The organism is Streptomyces sp. NBC_01454 (assembly GCF_036227565.1).
In the GTDB taxonomy this organism is placed as follows: Bacteria; Actinomycetota; Actinomycetes; order Streptomycetales; family Streptomycetaceae; genus Streptomyces.
Map to the genome: position 1 here is coordinate 2,705,863 of NZ_CP109460.1, position 18,145 is coordinate 2,724,007.

At 72.6% G+C, this 18,145-nt stretch carries 18 protein-coding genes; 12 read left to right on the plus strand and 6 right to left on the minus strand.

Annotated elements, in window-relative coordinates:
- Positions 1-18: 18 nt before the first annotated feature.
- Complete coding sequence (locus OIU81_RS11660) at positions 19-2,331, plus strand: heavy metal translocating P-type ATPase (protein WP_329146547.1); 2,313 nt, start codon at positions 19-21, stop codon at positions 2,329-2,331.
- A 285-nt stretch (positions 2,332-2,616) separates the two neighbouring features.
- Positions 2,617-3,555 carry a beta-ketoacyl-ACP synthase III gene (locus OIU81_RS11665; protein ID WP_329146550.1) on the plus strand — a complete coding sequence of 313 codons (939 nt, stop codon included), beginning with the start codon at positions 2,617-2,619 and terminating at the stop codon, positions 3,553-3,555.
- 52 nt (positions 3,556-3,607) lie between these two features.
- On the opposite strand, the gene OIU81_RS11670 is transcribed toward OIU81_RS11665, so the two are convergent.
- Together OIU81_RS11670 and OIU81_RS11675 are read right to left on the minus strand one after the other, a co-directional pair.
- Entirely contained in the window at positions 3,608-3,841 is a 234-nt protein-coding gene (locus OIU81_RS11670; RefSeq protein ID WP_329146551.1) for a hypothetical protein, read from the minus strand.
- A gap of 82 nt (positions 3,842-3,923) precedes the next feature.
- Positions 3,924-4,850, minus strand: coding sequence for a glutaminase (locus tag OIU81_RS11675; protein ID WP_329146553.1), 927 nt, complete (start codon positions 4,848-4,850; stop codon positions 3,924-3,926).
- Between the two features lie 212 nt (positions 4,851-5,062).
- Between OIU81_RS11675 and OIU81_RS11680 the strand changes: the two genes are divergently transcribed.
- From OIU81_RS11680 to OIU81_RS11690, 3 genes are all read left to right on the plus strand, one after another.
- Positions 5,063-5,296, plus strand: a complete 234-nt coding sequence (locus tag OIU81_RS11680; protein WP_329146555.1) for a hypothetical protein — start codon at positions 5,063-5,065, stop codon at positions 5,294-5,296.
- A gap of 167 nt (positions 5,297-5,463) precedes the next feature.
- Positions 5,464-6,054 carry an N-acetylmuramoyl-L-alanine amidase gene (locus OIU81_RS11685; RefSeq protein ID WP_329146557.1) on the plus strand — a complete coding sequence of 197 codons (591 nt, stop codon included), beginning with the start codon at positions 5,464-5,466 and terminating at the stop codon, positions 6,052-6,054.
- Between the two features lie 46 nt (positions 6,055-6,100).
- Positions 6,101-7,033 carry a 1-aminocyclopropane-1-carboxylate deaminase/D-cysteine desulfhydrase gene (locus OIU81_RS11690; RefSeq protein ID WP_329146559.1) on the plus strand — a complete coding sequence of 311 codons (933 nt, stop codon included), beginning with the start codon at positions 6,101-6,103 and terminating at the stop codon, positions 7,031-7,033.
- Between the two features lie 18 nt (positions 7,034-7,051).
- Here the strand turns inward: OIU81_RS11690 and OIU81_RS11695 are convergent, their stop codons facing one another.
- Positions 7,052-8,653 (minus strand): Na+/H+ antiporter, encoded by a 1,602-nt coding sequence (locus OIU81_RS11695; RefSeq protein ID WP_329146561.1) that lies wholly within the window; start codon positions 8,651-8,653, stop codon positions 7,052-7,054.
- Positions 8,654-8,712: 59 nt separating this feature from the next.
- On the opposite strand from OIU81_RS11695, the gene OIU81_RS11700 reads away from it, so the two are divergent.
- The 4 genes from OIU81_RS11700 to OIU81_RS11715 all read left to right on the plus strand — a co-directional run bounded on the left by OIU81_RS11700 (position 8,713) and on the right by OIU81_RS11715 (position 11,202).
- Positions 8,713-8,973, plus strand: a complete 261-nt coding sequence (locus OIU81_RS11700) for a UBP-type zinc finger domain-containing protein (protein WP_129244515.1) — start codon at positions 8,713-8,715, stop codon at positions 8,971-8,973.
- Between the two features lie 32 nt (positions 8,974-9,005).
- Positions 9,006-9,494 (plus strand): GNAT family N-acetyltransferase, encoded by a 489-nt coding sequence (locus OIU81_RS11705; protein ID WP_329146564.1) that lies wholly within the window; start codon positions 9,006-9,008, stop codon positions 9,492-9,494.
- A 291-nt stretch (positions 9,495-9,785) separates the two neighbouring features.
- The gene (locus tag OIU81_RS11710; protein ID WP_006603191.1) at positions 9,786-10,199 is read left to right on the plus strand and encodes an anti-sigma regulatory factor; all 414 of its coding nucleotides are present in this window, start codon (positions 9,786-9,788) and stop codon (positions 10,197-10,199) included.
- Between the two features lie 43 nt (positions 10,200-10,242).
- The gene (locus tag OIU81_RS11715; RefSeq protein WP_329155056.1) at positions 10,243-11,202 is read left to right on the plus strand and encodes an RNA polymerase sigma factor SigF; all 960 of its coding nucleotides are present in this window, start codon (positions 10,243-10,245) and stop codon (positions 11,200-11,202) included.
- A 112-nt stretch (positions 11,203-11,314) separates the two neighbouring features.
- On the opposite strand, the gene OIU81_RS11720 is transcribed toward OIU81_RS11715, so the two are convergent.
- Positions 11,315-11,776 carry a hypothetical protein gene (locus OIU81_RS11720; RefSeq protein WP_329146566.1) on the minus strand — a complete coding sequence of 154 codons (462 nt, stop codon included), beginning with the start codon at positions 11,774-11,776 and terminating at the stop codon, positions 11,315-11,317.
- Positions 11,777-11,872: 96 nt separating this feature from the next.
- On the opposite strand from OIU81_RS11720, the gene OIU81_RS11725 reads away from it, so the two are divergent.
- Entirely contained in the window at positions 11,873-12,856 is a 984-nt protein-coding gene (locus OIU81_RS11725) for a diacylglycerol/lipid kinase family protein (RefSeq protein WP_329146568.1), read from the plus strand.
- Positions 12,857-13,176: 320 nt separating this feature from the next.
- A complete protein-coding gene (locus OIU81_RS11730; RefSeq protein WP_003983230.1) occupies positions 13,177-13,434 on the plus strand; it encodes a WhiB family transcriptional regulator in 258 nt (85 codons plus the stop codon).
- A gap of 189 nt (positions 13,435-13,623) precedes the next feature.
- On the opposite strand, the gene OIU81_RS11735 is transcribed toward OIU81_RS11730, so the two are convergent.
- A complete protein-coding gene (locus OIU81_RS11735; protein WP_329155058.1) occupies positions 13,624-15,096 on the minus strand; it encodes a sensor histidine kinase in 1,473 nt (490 codons plus the stop codon).
- Positions 15,097-15,774: 678 nt separating this feature from the next.
- Between OIU81_RS11735 and nagB the strand changes: the two genes are divergently transcribed.
- Entirely contained in the window at positions 15,775-16,557 is a 783-nt protein-coding gene (gene nagB / locus OIU81_RS11740) for a glucosamine-6-phosphate deaminase (RefSeq protein ID WP_329146571.1), read from the plus strand.
- Positions 16,558-16,584: 27 nt separating this feature from the next.
- On the opposite strand, the gene OIU81_RS11745 is transcribed toward nagB, so the two are convergent.
- Positions 16,585-18,138 (minus strand): glycoside hydrolase family 3 protein, encoded by a 1,554-nt coding sequence (locus OIU81_RS11745; RefSeq protein WP_329146573.1) that lies wholly within the window; start codon positions 18,136-18,138, stop codon positions 16,585-16,587.
- Positions 18,139-18,145: the final 7 nt, after the last annotated feature.

The window sequence follows — 18,145 nt, forward strand, 5'->3', positions numbered from 1 at the left end:
GCACACCGAGGAGCAGCCATGACCACCGCGATCGGAGAGCACGGCGTCGAGTTGCAGATCGGCGGGATGACCTGCGCCTCGTGCGCCGCCCGCATCGAGAAGAAGCTCAACCGGATGGAGGGCGTCACCGCCACCGTCAACTACGCCACCGAGCGGGCGAAGGTGACCCTCGCGGAGGGCAGCGGCGTCGGCACCGCGGACCTGATCGCCACCGTGGAGAAGACCGGCTACACCGCCGTGCTCCCCCGGCCGCCGGCCGCCGCCCCGGCTGCTGCACAACGCTCCGGCGGCGAGGCCCGCGGCACGGCGGACAGCGCGGACGAAGCAGCGGGCACGCCCGGCGGTGCCGCCGACCCGCTCGCCGCGCTCCGCCAACGGCTGCTGATCTCGCTCGTGCTCTCCGTCCCGGTGGTGCTGATGGCGATGGTGCCGCCGCTGCAGTTCACCTACTGGCAGTGGCTGTCGCTGACGCTGGCCGCGCCGGTGGTGGCGTACGGCGCCTGGCCCTTCCACCGGGCGGCCTGGACGAATCTGCGGCACGGCGCCGCCACGATGGACACCCTGATCTCGATGGGCACCCTCGCCGCCATGGGCTGGTCGCTGTGGGCGCTGTTCTTCGGCACCGCCGGGATGCCGGGGATGACCCACCCCTTCGAGCTGACCCTCACCCGCACCGACGGCGGCAGCGCCCTCTACCTGGAGGCCGCGGCCGGCGTCACGACCTTCATCCTGGCCGGCCGCTATGCCGAGGCCCGCGCGAAGCGGACGGCGGGTGCGGCGCTGCGGGCGCTGCTGGAGCTGGGCGCGAAGGACGTCACCGTGCTGCGCGAGGGCCGCGAGATCCGGGTGCCGACCGCCGAGCTGCGTATCGGTGACCGCTTCACCGTCCGGCCCGGGGAGAAGATCGCCACCGACGGAACGGTGCGGGAGGGCTCCTCCGCCATCGACGCCTCGATGCTCACCGGCGAGTCCGTGCCGGTCGAGGTCTCCCCCGGCGACACCGTCACCGGCGCCACCGTCAACGCGGGCGGCCGGCTGGTCGTCGAGGCCACCCGGGTCGGCGCGGACACCCAGCTCGCCCGGATGGGACGGCTGGTCGAGGAGGCGCAGAACGGGAAGGCCGCGGCGCAGCGGCTGGCCGACCGGATCTCCGCGGTCTTCGTCCCGGTCGTGATCGCGCTCGCCCTGGGCACCCTCGGCTACTGGCTGGCCACCGGCGCGGGCGCGGCGGCCGCCTTCACCGCGGCCGTCGCGGTCCTGATCATCGCCTGTCCGTGCGCGCTGGGTCTGGCCACCCCCACCGCACTGATGGCCGGCACCGGACGCGGCGCCCAGCTCGGCATCCTGCTCAAGGGACCCGAGGTGCTGGAGTCGACCCGGCGGGTGGACACCGTCGTCCTGGACAAGACCGGCACGGTCACCACCGGCGTGATGACGCTGACCGAGGTCCATCTCGCCGAGGGCGCCACGGAAGCCGAGGTGCTGCGGCTGGCCGGCGCGCTGGAGCACGCCTCCGAGCACCCCGTCGCCCGCGCCGTCGCCACGGAGGCCGCGGCCCGCACCGGCACCCTGCCCGCCCCCGCCGCGTTCGCGAACGTCCCGGGCCTGGGCGTGACCGGAGAGGTCGAGGGGCACGCCGTCGTGGTGGGCCGCGCCCAGCTGCTGGAGCGGTGGGAGCAGCCGCTGCCGCCCGCGCTGGCGACTGCCCGGGCGGAGGCCGAAGCCCGGGGCCGTACCGCGGTGGCCGTCGGCTGGGACGGCGCGGCGCGCGCGGTCCTGGTGGTGTCCGACGCGGTGAAGCCCACCAGCGCGGAGGCGGTGCGCCGGCTGCGCGCGCTGGGGCTGACCCCGGTGCTGCTGACCGGCGACAACCGGGCCGTCGCGGCGTCGGTCGCGGCCGAGGTCGGGATCGACGAGGTGATCGCCGAGGTCCTGCCCGAGGACAAGGTGGCGGTGGTGGAGCGGCTGCGGTCCGAGGGCCGCTCGGTCGCCATGGTCGGCGACGGCGTCAACGACGCGGCCGCGCTGGCCACCGCCGACCTGGGGCTGGCGATGGGCACCGGCACCGACGCCGCCATCGAGGCCGGTGACCTCACCCTCGTCCGGGGCGATCTGCGGGCCGCGGCGGACGCCATCCGGCTGGCCCGCGCCACCCTCGGCACCATCCGGACCAATCTGTTCTGGGCCTTCGGCTACAACGTGGCAGCGCTGCCGCTGGCCGCGGCCGGGCTGCTCAACCCGATGATCGCCGGTGCCGCGATGGCCTTCTCGTCGGTCTTCGTCGTCGGCAACAGCCTGCGGCTGCGCCGCTTCCGGGCGCTCGCCGGGTAGCCGCGGGGACGCGCCCGCGGGCGGAGCAATACCCCCCGCGGGTCCCCGCGCTGCCGTTGGACCGGGCGGGCTGCTGCCCCTGTGCGATCCCGCGCCGCCGCCCGTGGGCGCCCGCGCTGTCCGCTGCGCCGGGCCCACGGGCCGGGCGCGGCGGACAGCGGGTAGCCCCCGGTTCTGACAACTGTCTCCAGTTCTGACGACGGAACCTTGGCAGTTCACGCAGCCACCGGCCGGGTGCGAGGGGTGAGACTGGTGACATACCGCCCACGACGTACAGGGGAACTCATGACCGGGTCACGCATCCTGGCCCTCGGCCATTACCAGCCCTCCGGCGTGCTCACCAACGAGGACCTGGCAAGGATCGTCGACACCGACGACGCCTGGATCCGCAGCCGGGTCGGTATCCGCACCCGCCATGTCGCCGCTCCGGACGAGACCGTGGACTCGATGGCGGCCGCCGCCGCGGCCAAGGCGCTGGCCGCGAGCGGACTGGCCCCGCAGGACATCGACCTGGTGCTGGTCGCCACCTGCACGGCCGCCGACCGCAGCCCCAACGCCGCCGCCCGGGTCGCCGCCCGGCTCGGCCTCGGCGCCCCGGCCACGATGGACCTCAACGTCGTCTGCTCCGGCTTCACCCATGCGCTGGCCACCGCCGACCACGCCATCCGGGCCGGTTCCACGACCCATGCGCTGGTCATCGGCGCGGAGAAGTTCACCGACGTCGTCGACTGGACCGACCGTTCGACCTGTGTGCTGGTCGGTGACGGGGCGGGCGCCGCCGTGGTCAGCGCCTCGCCCGAGCCGCAGATCGGGCCGGTGCTGTGGGGCTCGGTGCCGCAGATGGGCGGTGCGGTCCGTATCGAGGGCGAGCCGGCCCGCTTCTCCCAGGAGGGCCAGACCGTCTACCGCTGGGCGACCACCCAGCTGCCGGCCATCGCCCGCCAGGTGTGCGAACGCTCCGGGATCACGCCCGCCGACCTCGCCGGGGTGGTGCTCCACCAGGCCAACCTGCGGATCATCGAGCCGGTCGCGGAGCGGCTCGGCGCGGTCAACGCGGTGGTCGCCAAGGACGTCGTCGACTCCGGGAACACCTCCGCGGCCTCCGTCCCGCTCGCGCTGTCCAAACTGGTCGAACGGCGCGAGATCGCCTCCGGCGACCCGGTGCTGCTGTTCGCCTTCGGCGGCAACCTCTCGTACGCGGGCCAGGTCATCCGCTGCCCCTGAGGGACACCGGGCCGGGCCCCGTCCGTCCGGGACGGGCCCGCCGCGAGACCGGCTAGCCGATGTCCCCCGGGTGCTCGCGCAGGTACAGCGCGCCGCAGGAGTGGCAGAACGGCTCCCCCTGGCGCGTGCCCCAGACCTGGGCCGATTGGGTGGCGGCCGCCGGGGCCAGCTCCCGTCCGCACATCGCGGTGGTGCCCTCCAGCCGCACCATGTGCCAGATCTTCACCGGCGTGTCCGCGTGCGGCAGGACGCCTTCCTCGTACTCGGCGCGCATCTCGTGCTCCATGGGCGCTGCACCTCCTTACGCCCACGATGCGCCAGCGGGCGGGGTGCCACAACGCCAGCCGGGGCGGCTCGACGGCGCCGGGTCAGAACACCGACCAGCCGGTCAGCGTCGTGAAGTGGTCCAGCGCCGCGGCGCCCGCGACGGAGTTGCCGCGGGCGTCGAGGCCGGGGCTCCACACGCACAGGGTGCAGCGGCCGGGGATCACGGCGATGATGCCGCCGCCGACCCCGCTCTTGGCGGGCAGCCCGACGCGGTAGGCGAACTCCCCGGCCGCGTCGTACGTCCCGCAGGTGAGCATCACCGCGTTGATCCGCTTGGCCTCGCGGGCCTCCAGCAGCCGGCTGCCGTCGGCGCGCAGCCCGTGGCGGGCCAGGAAGCCGCCGGCCACGGCCAGGTCCCGGCAGCTCATCTCGATCGAGCACTGCCAGAAGTAGTGCTCGATGACGCTGGGGACCGGGTTCTCCAGGTTGCCGAAGGACGCCATGAAGTGGGCCAGCGCGGCGTTGCGGTCGCCGTGCGCGGCCTCGGAGTCGGCCACCGCCTGGTCGAAGGCGAGGTCCGGGTTGCCGCTCTCCTCCCGCAGGAAGTGCAGCATCGAGGTGCTGGCGTCGCCGGTCAGGGTCTGCAGCCGGTCGGTGACCACCAGCGCGCCCGCGTTGATGAACGGGTTGCGCGGGATGCCGTTCTCCGCCTCCAGCTGGACCAGCGAGTTGAACGGCGTGCCCGACGGCTCGCGGCCCACCCGCTTCCAGATGCCGTCCTCGCCGTGGCTGCCGGGGCTCTGAGCCATCACCAGCGCCAGCGAGAAGGTCTTGGAGATGGACTGGACGGAGAACGGGACCTCCCAGTCGCCGACGCCGTACACCGCACCGTGGATGTCGGCCACCGCCATCCCGAAACGGTCCGCGGAGACCCGTTCGAGCGCCGGTATGTAGTCGGCGACACGTCCCTGACGCACCAGCGGCCGGGCGTAGGCCGCTACCTCTTCCAGAACGGCCTGGTAGTCCATGACGCACACGCTAACCCGGCGTGAGCGGCGTCCCCAGGGGAGCCCCCCGCGAGTGACTCCACCCCGCGGCGGGACACCCCCGGCCTCCGCCGGGTACGCCGGGTGGCCCATCCGTCTCGCGCCCCGCGCCCGCATCGCGGAGCCTGGCACGGGAACCCCACGGCGGTCCGCGCCGTTGATCCCTTACGACACGGACCTCACGGAGGTGGCACATGTCAGGGTTTCTCGACCGCGCCAAGGAGCAGGCTCGGCAAGGGCTGGAGGCAGGCAAGCAGAAAGTCGACGAGGTGCAGCAGCAACGGGCCGGCAACGACCTGTTGAAGAAGCTCGGCGCCGCGTACTTCGCCGAACGGCGGGGCAGCGGCTCCCCCGAGGCGACCCAGGACGCGCTCAACACTTTGGAAGCGCACGTCAACGCCCACGGCGACGCCTTCCTGCACGGATAGCGCCGCGTAGGGCCCCCGCCCGCGCGCGAGGCCGGAATCGCTCGCTCATCCCCCGAACGGCCGGCCCGCTTTTGTCCGTTCCCCTCCCGCGGCGCGGCCTTGTCCCGTACAAGCGAGACAGGAGGCGGTGCGCGTCGGCGGCCGCCGTGTCCGCATCGGAGTGGGCCATGTCCGCACCACTGTCCGCCGCCCGGTTCCGCCACGCACTCACGGCCGAGGGGCTGCGGGTCGCCGAGGTCGCCGGCTGGGAGACGCACAACCGCAACAGCAAGGGGCCATGGGGCCCGGTGCACGGAGTGATGGTGCACCACACCGGCACGTCCGGCGCCGACAGCACCGTCCAGCTCTGCTACGACGGCCGCCCGGACCTGCCGGGGCCGCTGTGCCACGGCGTGATCACCAAGGACGGCACGGTGCATCTGGTCGGTTGCGGCCGCGCCAATCACGCGGGCCTCGGCGACGGCGACGTCCTGCGCGCGGTGATCGCCGAGAAGCGGCTGCCGCCGGACAACGAGGCCGACACCGACGGCAACCCCTGCTTCTACGGCTTCGAGTGCGAGAACCTCGGCGACGGCAAGGACCCCTGGCCACCGGCGCAGCTGGAGGCCGTGGAGAAGGCCGCGGCGGCGCTGTGCCGGGCGCACGGCTGGACCGAGCGCTCGGTGATCGGACACCTGGAGTGGCAGCCCGGCAAGATCGACCCGCGCGGCTACACGATGGACTGGCTGCGCGAGCGGATCGGCGACCGGCTGAAATGAGCGGGCGGCGGTACGGGACCGGCCCACCGCGCCGGCACCCGGGACAATGGGCCGGGTGACCCGCACCGTCCCCGGCTCGCAGCCGGACCCCCACACCCTGCGCCCGCGCCTGCCCTCGCCCGTCCAGGAGCTCACCGACGGGCCGTTCGCGCGCCGCGGGGTACGGCTGCTGCTCAAGCGGGACGACCTGATCCACCCGGATCTGCCGGGCAACAAGTGGCGGAAGCTGGAGCCGAATCTGCGGGCCGCCGCCGCGGCCGGCGACCGCGCGCTGCTGACCTTCGGCGGGGCGTACTCCAACCATCTGCGGGCCACGGCCGCGGCCGGCCGGCTGCTCGGCTTCACCACCATCGGCGTGGTCCGCGGCGACGAGCTGGCCGGGCGGCCGCTCAATCCGTCGCTGGCCCGCTGCGCCGCCGACGGGATGCGGCTGCACTTCCTGGACCGGGCCCGCTACCGCCGCGCCGGCGACCCGGACGTCCTCGCCGCCCTGCACGACCGCTTCGGTGCGTTCCGCGTGATACCCGAGGGCGGCAGCAACGCCCTTGCCGCCCAGGGCTGTACGCAGCTGGGCCGGGAGCTGCGCGGGGTGGCGGACACGGTCGCGGTGCCCTGCGGCACCGGCGGCACCCTGGCCGGACTCGCCGCCGGACTGGGCCCGCGGCAGCGCGCCCTGGGCTTCCCCGTCCTCAAGGGCGGCCGCCCGCACTTCCTCCAGCAGGCGATCGGGGCGCTGCAGACCGCCGCGTTCGGCAGACCGCGCGGCGACTGGCGCCTGGACGACCGCTTCCACTGCGGCGGATACGCCCGCCGCACCCCGGAGCTGGACGCGTTCGCGGACGCCTTCGAGGACCGGCACGGGCTGCCGCTGGAGCGGCTCTACGTCGCCAAGCTGCTGTACGGGCTGACGACGCTGGCCGGGGAGGGCGCCTTCGCCCCCGGCAGCACGGTGGCCGCCGTGATCACCGGCACGCCCTGAACGGGGAGCCTCGCACCCCTACGACGCCACTTCCCGGTAAGCCGTCGCCTCCTCCAGGTCCAGCCGGCGCAGCAGCGTCCGCAGCATCTCGTCGTCGATCCGCCGGGCGTCCCGCAGCTGGACGAACACCTGCCGCTCGGCGTCGATCATCTCCCGGGCCAGCCGCCGGTAGGTCTCGTCGGCGGACTCCCCGGTCGCCTCGTTGACCGCGCCGAGCCGCTCCCACACGGAGTTGCGGCGCCGTTCCATGATCGTGCGCAGCCGGTCGGTGAGCGGCCCGGGCAGGGCATTGCGGTCGTCCCGCAAGAGCTCCTCCAGCCGCTCCTCGGCGGCCCGGGAGGCCTCGTTCTGCGCCTGCGCCTCGGCCAGCGTCTCGGCCCGGTCGTCCCGGCCGGGCAGCTTCAGCGCGCGGATCAGCGGCGGCAGCGTCAGCCCCTGGAGGACGAGGGTGGCGATGACGGTGGTGAAGGTCAGGAAGAGCACGAGGTTGCGGGCCGGGAAGGCCCCCGTGCCGTGCCCGGCCATGGGGAGGGAGAACGCGATGGCCAGCGACACCACCCCGCGCATCCCGGCCCAGCCGACGATGACCGGTGCGGTCCAGTTGGTCCCCGGTTCGCGGGCGCGGATCCGGGCCGACAGGACGCGCGGCAGAAAGGTGGCCGGGAAGACCCACACGAAGCGCGCCAGGACCACGACCAAGAACACCGCCACCGCGTACCACAGGGCCTGCGGCCCGCTGAACCGTCCCAGGCCCCGCAGCACCACCGGCAGCTGCAGCCCGATCAGCGCGAAGACGGCGGACTCCAGGATGAAGGAGACCACCTTCCACACCGCCTCCTCCTGGAGCCGGGTCTCGAAGTCGACCTGCCAGGAGCGGTGCCCCAGGTAGAGGCCGACCACGACGACGGCCAGCACCCCGGAGGCGCCGAACTGCTCGGCCGTCGCGTAGGCGACGAACGGGATGAGCAGCGAGAGGGTGTTCTCCAGCAGCGCCGATTCGCGCAGCCGCACCCGCAGCCAGTGCAGCGGCACCATCAGCACGACGCCGATGCCGATGCCGCCCAGGGACGCGACGGCGAACTCTTTGACGCCCTCCCCCCAGGTGGTGGCCGCGCCGAGGGCCGCGGCCAGCGCGACCTTGTACGCGGTGATCGCGGTGGCGTCGTTGACCAGCGACTCGCCCTGCAGAATCGTGGTGATCCGGTGCGGCAGCCCGAGCCGGCGGGCGATGGCGGTGGCTGCGACCGCGTCCGGCGGGGCGACCACGGCGCCCAGGACGAGCGCGGCGGTCAGCGGCAGGTCCGGGATGACGAGATAGGCCGCGTAGCCCACCACCAGCGTGGCGAACAGGACATAGCCGACCGACAGCAGCGCCACCGGCCGCACATTGGCCCGCAGATCCAGATACGAGCTGTCCAGCGCCGCGGTGTGCAGCAAGGGGGGCAGCACCAGCGGCAGCACGATGTGCGGATCGAGGGTGTAGTCCGGCAGGCCCGGGACGGTGGAGGCCGCGAGCCCCGCGGCGACCAGCAGCAGCGGCGCGGGGACGGGTGTGCGGCGCGCCAGTCCGGCGACCGCCGTGCTCCCCGCAACCAGCAACAACAGCGGCATGACAGCCATCGGTCCCGTCCCGTCCCCGTGTCCTGTGCCGGCCGTCCCGGCGATCTAACCTGGCCATCATGAGCGAGTGCACGCATGTTCCCGGACTGCCGCGCGCCGAACCGGCGCCGCTGAGCGCCACCTGCCTGGAGTGCCTGGCCGTCGGCAGCCACCCCGTACAGCTGCGGCTGTGCCTGGTCTGCGGCCATGTCGGCTGTTGCGATTCGTCGCCGTTCCGGCATGCCACCGGGCACTTCGAGGAGACCGGCCATCCCGTGATGCGGACCTTCGAACCGGGCGACTCCTGGCGCTGGTGCTTCGTCGACCAGCAACTGGTGTGAAGAGCCGGACGGCGTCCGTTTAGCCTTCAGACATGATCCGCCAAGCGACCCCCGACGACGTCCCCGTCATCCTGGCCATGATCGGCGAGCTGGCCGCGTACGAGCGCGAGCCCCAGGCCGCCCGGGCCACCGGGCCGCAGCTCGAGGAGGCCCTCTTCGGACCGCAGCCGGCCGCCTTCGCGCTGATCGCGGAGGCCGGCGGCGCCCCGGTCGGCTTCGCCCTGTGGTTCCGGAACTTCTCGACGTGGACGGGCACACACGGTGTCTACCTGGAGGACCTGTACGTCCGCCCCGAGGCCCGCGGCGACGGCCACGGCAAGGCGCTGCTCGCGGCCCTCGCGGAGATCTGCGTGGCCCGCGGGTACGAGCGTTTCGAGTGGTCGGTCCTGGATTGGAATGAACCGTCCATCGGCTTTTACCGGTCGATCGGCGCCCGCCCCATGGACGAATGGACGGTCTTCCGGCTCACTGGAGAGGCACTGCACGACCTCGCGGCCACGTCACGCGTCAACGGAGCGTAATCGGCATCGATTTGACAGTGCACACCCCTAGCCACTTTCCGTACCCGTCGATTTACAATCAGTGACAGCGGTGGCGCCGGAAGAACCGGGGCCGGATCGCCCCTGGACGGCAGTCGTCCTTCTTCCGGGCGACACCGGCCCGCAGATCGCGATAGCGTCACAGCCGAACCATGCGTCGCGCCTGATCGTTCTCCTTTCACCCGAGGGGAGAAAAGGGCCGGCACCTATCCCGAACAACGCGAATATCGCGCATTTCCAGCTCAACCAGCTTGTGCCACCTTGGAGGTGAGGGTGTCCCAGATCGCAGGCGAGCCCGGGACTCAGGACTTCGTGGAAGTCCGTCTGCCCGCTGCGGGTGCCTACCTGTCCGTGCTGCGTACGGCCACGGCCGGCCTCGCAGCCCGCTTGGACTTCACCCTCGACGAAATCGAGGATCTGCGCATCGCGGTCGACGAGGCCTGCGCGATCCTTCTGCAACAGGCCGTCCCCGGCAGTGTGCTGAGCTGCGTCTTCCGTCTGATTGACGACGCGCTGCAGGTCACGGTGTCGGCCCCGACGACCGACGGCCGCGCCCCCGAGCGCGACACCTTCGCCTGGACGGTGCTCTCCGCGCTGGCCGGCAAGGTCGATTCCACCGTCGCCGAGGACCAGACGGTCACCATCAGTCTGTACAAGGAGCGCGGCGCCGGTCCCGGACCGTCATGACCGAACAGGGGGCCCCGTGAAAGATCTCGAACGCGGCGGGCGGATGGCGGCCGGTGCCACCATCCCCGGGCAGCAGGCCCGGCCGCATCCGGTGGGTGTGGCCCACCACGGCGGCCGGTTGAATGCGGCGGAGCAGGCAGAGCGGGCGGACCACATGGAGCAGAGCGAGCAGCCGGGGCAGCAGGAGCATCAGCACAACGCTCCGGCCCCCGAACACCAGCTGCAGGATCACCAGCGTTCCCAGGCACCGCACGACCGCAGCGGCGCCCGGGCGATGTTCTACGAACTGCGCGGACTGCCCGACGGCTCCCCGGAGCGCGCGGAGCTGCGCAATGCTCTCGTGCGGATGCATCTCCCGCTCGTCGAGCATCTGGCCCGGCGGTTCCGCAACCGCGGTGAGCCGCTGGACGATCTGACCCAGGTCGCCACCATCGGTCTGATCAAGTCGGTGGACCGCTTCGACCCGGACCGCGGCGTGGAGTTCTCCACCTACGCCACCCCCACCGTCGTCGGCGAGATCAAACGGCACTTCCGTGACAAGGGCTGGGCGGTCCGCGTCCCGCGCCGCCTCCAGGAGCTGCGGCTGTCGCTGACCACCGCGACCGCCGAGCTGTCCCAGCGGCACGGCCGGGCCCCCACCGTCCATGAGCTGGCCGAACATCTGGCGATCTCCGAGGAGGAGGTCCTGGAGGGCCTGGAGTCCGCCAACGCGTACAGCACGCTCTCCCTGGACGTGCCGGACACGGACGACGAGTCCCCCGCGGTCGCCGACACCCTCGGCGCCGAGGACGAGGCGCTGGAGGGGGTCGAGTACCGCGAATCCCTCAAGCCGCTGCTGGAGGACCTCCCGCCGCGGGAGAAGAAGATCCTGCTGCTGCGGTTCTTCGGCAACATGACCCAGTCGCAGATCGCCCAGGAGGTCGGCATCTCCCAGATGCACGTCTCCCGGCTCCTGGCCCGCACCCTCGCCCAGCTGCGCGACAAGCTGCTCGTCGAGGAGTAGGGGAGTAACGGACCCGGCGCGCCGGGCACCGGCCGACGGTGAAAACGGTGAAGGGGCGGGATCCCGGTGAGGATCCCGCCCCTTCATTCATCCGTTGTGGGCCCGGCGTCCGTCAGGGAGCCTCCCGCGGCCCGATGCCCAGGGCCTCGGTGGCCGTCGGATTGACCAGCAGGACGAGAACGACCAGCGCGGCCACGGCCAGTCCGATGCCGGCCGCGATCAGCGCCCCGCCGCCGTTCACCAGCGTCCAGGCCACCGGCAGCGCCACGATCTGGGTGATCAGCGAGGGGCCCCGGCTCCAGCGCCGGCGCAGCCACAGCCCCCGCGCGGCCACCAGCGGCAGCACCGCGAGCGCGAGGACGGTCAGCCCGCCCATCTCCGCCTGCTGCGCGCTGTCCGGCGAACCGGCGAGCCCCATGATCAGCATGTATGCGCCGAGCGCGGCCAGCGCGAGCCCCTCGGCCGCGGTGAGCGCCGCGGCGGCGCTCAGCCGGGCGGGCCGCGGTCCGGCCGGCTCGTGGGCGGCGGGGGCGTCGGCGGCTCGGGACGCGGACTGCTTCTGCTGACTGCTCACCCCAGCAGGGTAGCGCCGGCGGCCACCGCCTTTGGGGGTGCCCCGGAGGCGGACAGGGCGTGAGACCGGTACCAGCAGGTAGGTACGCTGCTCCATATGCGCGCACTCCTCGTGGTCAATCCCGCTGCAACCACCACCAGTGCCCGCACCCGTGACGTGCTCACCCACGCGCTCGCCAGCGACCTCAAACTGGAGGTCGCCCAGACGCAGTACCGCGGACACGCACGTGATCTCGCCCGGCAGGCCACCGAGGGCGGGCAGATCGATCTGGTCGTGGCGCTCGGCGGCGACGGCACGGTCAACGAGGTCGTCAACGGTCTGCTGGCGAGCGGCCCCGATCCGGACTCCCACCCCCGGCTGGCCGTCGTCCCCGGCGGCTCCACCAATGTCTTCGCCCGCGCGCTGGGGTTGCCCAATGACGTGGTGGAGGCGACCGGCGCACTGCTGGACGCCCTGCGCGACGGCAGTGAGCGCACGATCGGTCTGGGCCTCGCCGCCGGCACACCCGGCACCGAGGACGAGGGCGTACCGGAACGCTGGTTCACCTTCTGTGCGGGCTTCGGTTTCGACGCCGGTGTCGTCGGCCGGGTCGAGCAGCAGCGCGAACGCGGCAAGCGTTCGACCCACGCCCTGTACGTGCGACAGGTCGTACGGCAGTTCCTGGGCGAGGCGAACCGCCGGCGGGGCGTCATCACCCTCGAACGCCCGGGCGGTACCGAGGACGCCGCGGAGCTCGTCGAGAACCTCGCGCTGGCCATAATCTGCAACACCGCTCCGTGGTCCTACCTGGGCAATCGGCCGATCTACCCGTCCCCGGACGCCTCGTTCGACACGGCCCTGGATGTGTTCGCACTGAGCAAGCTCTCCCCGGCCGCCGTGGCCCGTTACGCCACCCAGCTACTGACGTCAACACCCGAGCGCGGGCCCCACGGCAGGCACGCACTCTCACATCACGACCTCACGAACTTCACCTTGCATTCGCAGGTTCCACTGCCCTTCCAGATGGACGGTGACCACCTGGGACTGCGCACGAGTGTGACGTTCACAGGCGTTCGCCGTGCACTGCGTGTGATTGTGTGAGCAGTAGAGCCCAAAGTCCTTTCACTCGAACGTTTAGACTGGTTTCCACCCCCTGGAATGACGGCTGTGAGCTAGGCGACACCAAGGATTCAAAAAAAAGTTTCCGGAAGGGGTTGTATCCGCAGCCGAGGTTTGCGAGTCTCTTCCTGGCGATCGGGACGGCCGCTTCACCGGCCCCCTTGAGAGCCCGAATCCTCTCCCTCATTCCACAGGACCGCACCAGTTCTCCACTGGGGTTCGGCCCTTCCCTTGCGGGGGGATTCGTGAAAGCGTTCACATTCACAAGCAACGATCCCGTCACACGAGGAGATGGAGCAGCCATGGACTGGCGTCACCGCGCCGTTTGCCGCGAGGAAGACCCCGAGCTCTTCTTCCCCATCGGCAACACCGGTCCTGCGCTCCTGCAGATCGAGGAAGCCAAGGCCGTCTGCCGCCGCTGCCCCGTCATGGAGCAGTGCCTGCAGTGGGCGCTCGAGTCCGGCCAGGACTCCGGCGTCTGGGGTGGTCTGAGCGAGGACGAGCGCCGCGCGATGAAGCGCCGTGCAGCTCGCAACCGGGCGCGCAACGCCAGCGCCTGAGCCAGTAGCCCCGTGGCCCCCGAGCCGCAGCGCGCAGTACCCCCGATGCACCTCCGGAGCTGATCAGCTCGGTCGTCATCGCATTTCAAGAGCTTTGAGCCCCGGACCGGATGGGTCCGGGGCTTGCTGCTGTTCCGGGGCGGGTGCGGGCCGGCGCGGCGGGGTGGACAGGGCGGACGGTGCCGGCCGTCAGTGCTGCTTCTCGGCCCGCACGGGTACGTCGAGGACGACCTGCGTACCCCGCTCGGGCGCCCGCACCATGTCGAACGTGCCGCCCAACTCCCCCTCCACCAGGGTCCGTACGATCTGCAGTCCGAGATTTCCGGCCCGCTGCGGATCGAAGTTCTCGGGCAGGCCGCGGCCGTTGTCCTGGATGGTGACCAGCAGCCGCGGTTCGGTACGGCTGCCGCCGCGCACCGCGCCGACCTCGACCGTGCCGTGCTCCGCCGGGCCGAAGGCGTGCTCCAGGGCGTTCTGCAGGACCTCGGTGAGCACCATCGACAGCGGGGTGGCCACCTCGGCGTCCAGGATGCCGAAGCGTCCGGTGCGGCGGGTGGTCACCTTGCCTGGGGAGATCTCCGCCACCATGGCCAGCACCCGGTCCGCGATCTCGTCGAACTCGACCCGTTCGTCGAGGGTCTGGGACAGCGTCTCGTGCACGATCGCGATCGAACCGACCCTGCGGACGGCCTCGTTGAGTGCCTCACGGCCCTGTGCGGAATCCATCCGGCGGGACTGCAGCCGCAGCAGCGCGGCTACTGTCTGCAAATTGTTCTTCACCCGGTGGTGGATTTCCCGGATGGTGGCGTCCTTGGTGATCAGTTCCCGTTCGCGGCGTCGCAGTTCGGTCACATCGCGCAACAAAACCAGCGAACCGATGTGAGTTCCCTTGGGTTTGAGCGGAATGGCGCGCAATTGGATGACGCCCTCATTTCCCTCCACCTCGAATTCCCGGGGGGCCCAGCCGCTGGCGAGTTTGACCAGTGCCTCGTCCACCGGGCCGCGGGCGGGGGCGAGTTCGGCGGTGGCCCGGCCCAGGTGGTGGCCCACCAGGTCGGCGGCGAGACCGAGGCGGTGGTAGGCGGAGAGGGCGTTGGGGCTGGCGTACTGGACGACGCCCTCCGCGTCTAGCCGGATCAGTCCGTCGCCGGCGCGCGGTGAGGCGTCCATGTCGACCTGCTGGCCGGGGAAGGGGAAGGCGCCGGCGGCGATCATCTGGGCCAGGTCGGAGGCGCTCTGGAGATAGGTGAGCTCCAGGCGGCTGGGGGTGCGTACGGTCAGCAGGTTGGTGTTGCGGGCGATCACCCCGAGCACCCGGCCCTCGCGGCGCACGGGGATGGACTCGACGCGTACCGGCACCTCCTCGCGCCACTCCGGGTCGCCCTCGCGCACGATGCGGCCCTCGTCCAGGGCGGAGTCCAGCATGGGGCGCCGCCCGCGGGGTACGAGATGGCCGACCATGTCGTCCTGGTACGAGGTGGGGCCCGTATTGGGCCGCATCTGGGCGACCGAGACATAGCGGGTGCCGTCGAGGGTGGGCACCCACAGCACCAGATCGGCGAAGGAGAGGTCGGAGAGCAGCTGCCACTCCGAGACCAGCAGATGGAGCCACTCGAGGTCGGTGTCGCTCAGAGCGGTGTGCTGGCGTACGAGATCGTTCATGGAGGGCACGTCTTGGAGCCTACCGGCGTACCCTGTATGCGATGTGTCTGCATGGGCATGGACAAGTGAGAATGGTCTAGTCCAGAATGCGGCAAAGACCTCCGTTCTCCCCGCACAGGAGAACGGAACGAGGCCGCCGGCGCTCTCTGCCCTGACTGCGCCGAGGCCTCCGATCGACCGGTCCCAGGACGGGACCGCGCCCCTACCGCACACAGGGGCGCCTTCCGCCCGCAAGGCGGGACCGGCCGATGTCAGCTCCGGGCTGCGGTGCCGGACAGGTTGAGGGTCCTGTCCCGGCGCCGCGGCCCGCGGGTGTTTCCGGGGCCGTCAACGGATCCGGGCGGGCCCGTGCCGCGGAGGGGAGCGTCGTGCCTCCTCCGGGCCGTCCGGACCGCCCGCCACCGGCCGGGATGCCGCATCCAGCCTGCGCCGGGCGTCCGCCCGCGCCGCGATCAGCACGCTCGACGCCCCATCCCGCCGCTCGCGACGGCGAGTTCGCCGGCGTGTCGTCGCTCGCCCCGGAGGGCGCCCCGCCGTTCGGCCCGGACAGCGCCCCGCCCGGCCTGCCCCGCCACCGGAAGACACCGCCTCCGCCCGGCAGCGCCGCCGGGTCCCGTCGCCCCCGCTCTGCTAGATTGGTCTATACCACATGAGATTCTCCAGAACGGCAGGCCAAGCGTGGAAGTTGTCATCGTTCCGGATGCCATGGCGGGCGGCGAGCTGATCGCGGAGGCCCTCGCGGCCCTGCTGCGCCGTAGGCCCGCAGCGCTGCTCGGTGTGGCCACCGGCTCCACCCCGCTGCCCGTCTACGAGGCGCTGGCGGCACGGGTCAGGGCCGGGTCGGTGGACGCCTCACGGGCGCGCATCTGTCAGCTCGACGAGTATGTGGGCCTGCCGGCCGGGCACCCCGAGTCCTACCGCTCGGTGGTGCTGCGTGAGGTGGTCGAGCCGCTCGGTCTCGACGCGGACTCCTTCATGGGGCCCGATGGCACGGCCGAGGACGTCCAGGCCGCCTGCGCGGCGTACGACGGTGCGCTGCGCGAGGCCGGCGGGGTGGACCTCCAGCTGCTGGGCATCGGCACCGACGGGCACATCGGCTTCAACGAGCCCTGCTCGTCGCTCGCTTCACGGACCCGGATCAAGACGCTGACCCAGCAGACCCGCAAGGACAACGCCCGGTTCTTCGACCGCCCCGAGGAGGTGCCGCACCACGTCATCACCCAGGGCATCGGCACCATCCTGGAGGCCCGCCATCTGGTGCTGCTCGCCACCGGCGCGGGCAAGGCCGACGCCGTGGCCCGGGCCGTCGAGGGGCCGGTCGCCGCGCTGGTCCCGGCCTCGGCCCTGCAGCTCCACCCGCATGCGACCGTCGTCGTGGACGAGGCCGCCGCCGCGAAGCTGACGCTCGCCGACTACTTCCGTGCGACCTACGCCGCGAAGCCGCACTGGCAGGGCCTCTGACGGTCCCGGAGATCCCGGGCGGGGTGCTCAGCCCCCGTCCGGGAGGGCGCGCCGCCCCGTGAGGACCTCGGAGGCGGCCAGGCCGCAGACGCGGGCGGCGCCGTGGGTGGCGAGGTACAGGGCGCCTCGGGGCGGGGACTGCGGGACACCCATCTCGACGACCGCGGTGTCGGGGCGGGCGGCAAGGAGGGCGTCGAGTGCCGCGGCCATCCAGGGGTGACGGTGGACGTCGCGGACCACCGCGACCAGCCGGCGCCCGGCGGCCGCCGTGAGCAGCCCCTCGACCAGCGCGGGGGTGCCGGCCGCGGTGGCGGACTCCTCGGTGCAGGTGGTCGTGGTGGTGCCGGGGAGCAGCCGGGCCAGTTCGGCGGCCACGCCCCAGGGGGTCTCGTCCCCCACGGCGATGTTGGCCAGCGGCGTGAAGGCCGCGACACACGCGGGCGCGGTCAGCGGGGCGAACGGGCCGGCGGCGGCGGAACGCAGGGCGCGCCGGGCCGCGGTGAGGCCGATCCCGGGGGCGGGCGCGGCCCCCTCCCCCGGGCCGGTACGCCGGGTCCAGCGCGCCAGGGCACGTACCCGTGCGGCGGCGTCGGCGAGCCGCGCTTCGGGCAGTTCGCCGGCGCGCACCGCCCGCACCAGCGCGTCGCGCAGCCGCAGCACGGTCTCCTCGTCCGCCAGTCCGCCGCCCACGCAGAGGGCGTCCGCACCGGCCGCGACGGCCAGCACGCTGCCCCGTTCGAGGCCGTAGGCGGCGGAGACGGCCCGCATCTCCATCCCGTCGGTGACGATCAGACCGTCGAAGCCGAGGCCGCCTTCGTCGACGGGGCCGCGCAGCAGACCGCCCAGCGCGGCGGGGCTGAGCGTGGCGGGGCGCTCGGCGTCCAGGGCGGGCAGCAGGAGGTGTGCGCTCATCACGGCGCGGGTGCCGGCGGCGACGGCGGCGCGGAACGGGACCAGTTCGCGTTCCTGGAGGGTGGCCAGGCCGGCGGTGATCCGCGGCAGGTCGTGGTGGGAGTCGACGGCGGTGTCCCCGTGGCCGGGGAAGTGCTTGGTGCAGGCGGCGACGCCGGCGGACTGCAGCCCCTCGACGTAGGCGGCGGTGTGCCGGGCGACCAGGTGCGGATCGTCGCCGAAGGAGCGGACGCCGATGACCGGGTTGGCGGGGTCGGAGTTGACGTCGGCGCAGGGCGCCCAGTTGAGGGTGATACCGCAGTCGGCCAGCCGCCGGCCGAGTTCCCGGGCGACGTCGCGGGTCAAGGCGGTGTCGTCGACGGCTCCGAGCGCGTGGTTGCCGGGGAAGGAGGAGCCGCCGCGCACTTCGAGGCGGGTGACGTCGCCGCCCTCCTCGTCGAGGGCGATCAGCAGGTCCTCGCGTTCGGTGCGCAACCGGGCGGTGAGTGCGGCGAGTTGCGCGGGGTCCGTGACATTGCGGCCGAAGAGGCCGACCGAGGTCAGGCCCTCGCCGAGCCGGCGCAGCAGCCAGTCGGGGGCGGTGGTGCCGGTGAAGCCCGGCTGGAGGACGGCGAGGGCGTCGCGGGTGAGGGTGTCGGCGGGCCGTACCGCGCGGACGAGAGGGGTCATGGGCTGT

Coding starts and splice junctions, on each gene's coding strand:
- OIU81_RS11660 (WP_329146547.1), top strand. CDS start 19: ATGACCACCGCGATCGGAGAGCACGGCGTCGAGTTGCAGATCGGCGGG.
- OIU81_RS11665 (WP_329146550.1), top strand. CDS start 2,617: ATGACCGGGTCACGCATCCTGGCCCTCGGCCATTACCAGCCCTCCGGC.
- OIU81_RS11670 (WP_329146551.1), bottom strand. CDS start 3,841: ATGGAGCACGAGATGCGCGCCGAGTACGAGGAAGGCGTCCTGCCGCAC.
- OIU81_RS11675 (WP_329146553.1), bottom strand. CDS start 4,850: ATGGACTACCAGGCCGTTCTGGAAGAGGTAGCGGCCTACGCCCGGCCG.
- OIU81_RS11680 (WP_329146555.1), top strand. CDS start 5,063: ATGTCAGGGTTTCTCGACCGCGCCAAGGAGCAGGCTCGGCAAGGGCTG.
- OIU81_RS11685 (WP_329146557.1), top strand. CDS start 5,464: ATGTCCGCACCACTGTCCGCCGCCCGGTTCCGCCACGCACTCACGGCC.
- OIU81_RS11690 (WP_329146559.1), top strand. CDS start 6,101: ATGGGCCGGGTGACCCGCACCGTCCCCGGCTCGCAGCCGGACCCCCAC.
- OIU81_RS11695 (WP_329146561.1), bottom strand. CDS start 8,653: ATGGCTGTCATGCCGCTGTTGTTGCTGGTTGCGGGGAGCACGGCGGTC.
- OIU81_RS11700 (WP_129244515.1), top strand. CDS start 8,713: ATGAGCGAGTGCACGCATGTTCCCGGACTGCCGCGCGCCGAACCGGCG.
- OIU81_RS11705 (WP_329146564.1), top strand. CDS start 9,006: ATGATCCGCCAAGCGACCCCCGACGACGTCCCCGTCATCCTGGCCATG.
- OIU81_RS11715 (WP_329155056.1), top strand. CDS start 10,243: ATGGCGGCCGGTGCCACCATCCCCGGGCAGCAGGCCCGGCCGCATCCG.
- OIU81_RS11725 (WP_329146568.1), top strand. CDS start 11,873: ATGCGCGCACTCCTCGTGGTCAATCCCGCTGCAACCACCACCAGTGCC.
- OIU81_RS11730 (WP_003983230.1), top strand. CDS start 13,177: ATGGACTGGCGTCACCGCGCCGTTTGCCGCGAGGAAGACCCCGAGCTC.
- OIU81_RS11735 (WP_329155058.1), bottom strand. CDS start 15,096: ATGAACGATCTCGTACGCCAGCACACCGCTCTGAGCGACACCGACCTC.
- OIU81_RS11745 (WP_329146573.1), bottom strand. CDS start 18,138: ATGACCCCTCTCGTCCGCGCGGTACGGCCCGCCGACACCCTCACCCGC.